At 62.2% G+C, this 2,358-nt stretch carries 3 protein-coding genes; all 3 read left to right on the top strand.

Annotated elements, in window-relative coordinates; translation table 11 throughout:
- The first annotated feature begins 227 nt into the window (after positions 1 to 227).
- The 3 genes from A6A05_RS02760 (at position 228) to A6A05_RS02750 (ending at position 2,202) form a co-directional block, all read left to right on the top strand.
- On the top strand, positions 228 to 809 hold the full coding sequence (locus A6A05_RS02760; RefSeq protein ID WP_068497241.1) for a cytochrome c oxidase subunit 3 family protein: 582 nt from the start codon (positions 228 to 230) through the stop codon (positions 807 to 809).
- Positions 809 to 1,099 (top strand): cytochrome C oxidase subunit IV family protein, encoded by a 291-nt coding sequence (locus A6A05_RS02755; protein ID WP_068497238.1) that lies wholly within the window; start codon positions 809 to 811, stop codon positions 1,097 to 1,099. The genes A6A05_RS02760 and A6A05_RS02755 overlap by 1 nt, the downstream gene beginning before the upstream one ends.
- A gap of 101 nt (positions 1,100 to 1,200) precedes the next feature.
- A complete protein-coding gene (locus tag A6A05_RS02750) occupies positions 1,201 to 2,202 on the top strand; it encodes a patatin-like phospholipase family protein (protein WP_245644168.1) in 1,002 nt (333 codons plus the stop codon).
- Positions 2,203 to 2,358: the final 156 nt, after the last annotated feature.

Raw genomic sequence — 2,358 nt, 5'->3', positions numbered from 1 at the left:
AGGGGGGCATGATGGATGAGTCATTCCATCTTGAATCACGCTCACGCCCGCCTGTCCAGGCTATGTTAACGCCTATGATGGTTCCCCCCCCCTGCCGTCCTCGGGACATTGGGCGATGGTGCGCCGAACGGCTTCGGCTGGCTACTCCCGGTTGGGCATATCAGCCATTCCTGATGCGCTTGACCGCAATCAATGGGTCGGGAATGGCCGTCTTCTAGGGTGGCGCCATGACCGACACCACATCATCGCCCGATGCGGCGGCCCGGGAATGGGGCGCTTTGTCCAACCTGCCCGGCAATCCCATCATGTGGGTGCTGATCATCAGCGAGTTGCTGGTGTTCGGCGCCTTCTTCCTGGGTTTCGGCGCCGCCCGCATCCTGGATGTCGAGATGTTCCGCGCCGGCCAGGAGATGCTGGATTTGCGTCTGGGCGGGCTCAACACCCTGATCCTGGTCACCAGCGGTTGGCTGGCGGCCAAGGCGGTGCAGGCCGGGCACGCCGGCCAAGGGGCGGCGTCGCGCCGCTGGCTGCTGGCGGCGGGCGTGCTGGGATTCGCCTTCCTGGTGGTCAAGGGCGTCGAATATGCCGACAAGGCGGCCCATGGAATCGACATCGAGACCAACACCTTCTTCACCCTGTTCTATCTGATGACCGGCTTCCACGCCCTGCATGTGGTGATGGGCCTGGTGGTGCTGGCCATCGTCGGCTGGCGCAATTCGGTCGACAATCTGGAAACCGGGGCGGCCTTCTGGCACATGGTCGACCTGATCTGGCTGATCTTGTTCCCCATCGTCTATCTGGTGCGCTGATGACCAATGCCGAAAGCCAAGCCGAGTGGAGCCGCCGTCTGGTCCGTGCCTGGGCACTGCTGGTCGGGCTGACCCTGGTGTCCTTGACCGCCGTGCTTGTCTTCGGCCACACCGAAGCCGGACTGGTGGCCGCCGCCATCGCCTTGGTGGCGTCATACTTCAAGGCGCGCGCCGTGCTGGACCATTTCCTGGACCTGCGCCGGGCCGACAAGGGCTGGCGCGGCTTCTTTTCCGGCATGCTGATCGCCATCCTGGGTGGCCTGATGGTCACCTATCTGATCGCGGATTGATCTAGCCCAACGGGCATATGACCCCATACCACTGCAGGCGTTGCGACTGAATAGCTTGCTGACTACATGCCCAAGTAGAAGTGCGCAGACGGGGGTTGGTTATGAAGCGTGCGATTGCGTTGGCTGGCGGTGGGCCGGCGGTGGGAATCAGCCTGGGCGCGCTGAAGCGCCTGCACCAGGAGCCCGATATCCGCTTCGACGTGTGGACGCTGTCGTGCATCGGCGCGTGGCTGGGCATCGTGTGGAATCAGGCCGATATCGGCCACGAGGCGGAGGTCGCCGAGAAGTTCTTTCGCGGCATCTTCCGTCCCGACAATGTCTATGACCGTTTCCCGGTCGCCGCCGCCTTCGCGCCCGATTTCGAGGCCAGCCTGCGCAACTCGGTGTCGTTCATGCTCAATCCGGCCAGCTACCACAATCTGGTGGTGCCCGAGGCGATCCTTGAGGCCTGGCAGGAGATTTTGCGTTTCGCCTCGGACCCCCGCCAATGGTCGATGGCCAACGTCAACACTTTGGTGTTGAACCAGATCCTGGCGGTCAATCCGTGGTCGCGCTTCCTGACCAGCCTGATCTACAAGAGCGAGACCAAGGGCCTGTCGCGCATCTATTACCCCGACAGCGCCTTCCTGGCCCAGATCGACTTTAGCCGCTTAAGCGAGCCGGGGCGGCCCACCATCTACCACAACGCCTATAATCTAACCGACGACCGGCTCGAGCTGTTTTCCAACCTCAATCCCAAATACCAGAAGATCCGGGCCGAAACCCTGTGCGCCTGCTCGGCGCTGCCCTATATCGAGGACCCGGTGACGATCGGCGACAAGACCTATTGCGAGGGCGCCACCGTCGATACCGTCAACTTCCAGGATCTGCTGACCAACCATCCCGACCTGGAAGAGGTGTGGGGCAGCCGCATCCTTGACATCAAGCAGGTCAAGAAGCCCGAGAACCTGTACGACGCCCTGAACAATCTGGTGATGCTGTTTGCCGCCACCACCAGCGAGGACGATGTCCGCCTGTTCAAGACCCATGTCGAGAAGGATCGCCCCGACCTCAAGGTCATCGAGATCCCGGTGGCCTATAATACCGGCGAACGCTCGATCTGACTCGGCGGGGCTTGCCAACCAGCGGCAACCATGAATCACTGGGGTTCCACCAGATACAGGGGGAACCATGTTCGGTAGGCTCAAGATATCGGAAAAGATGACGGCGGCGGAACTTCGAGTCTGGGCGCGTCGTTGCGGCAATGGCCGAGCGGCGGC

Origin of the sequence: Magnetospirillum moscoviense, assembly GCF_001650635.1 — a bacterium.
GTDB lineage: Bacteria > Pseudomonadota > Alphaproteobacteria > Rhodospirillales > Magnetospirillaceae > Magnetospirillum > Magnetospirillum moscoviense.
This window is presented reverse-complemented; position numbering and strand designations above follow the sequence as displayed.

Bases quoted from the DNA above. Each gene is read 5' to 3' on its own strand.
- A6A05_RS02760 (WP_068497241.1), top strand. From the start codon at position 228: ATGACCGACACCACATCATCGCCCGATGCGGCGGCCCGGGAATGGGGC.
- A6A05_RS02750 (WP_245644168.1), top strand. From the start codon at position 1,201: ATGAAGCGTGCGATTGCGTTGGCTGGCGGTGGGCCGGCGGTGGGAATC.
- A6A05_RS02755 (WP_068497238.1), top strand. From the start codon at position 809: ATGACCAATGCCGAAAGCCAAGCCGAGTGGAGCCGCCGTCTGGTCCGT.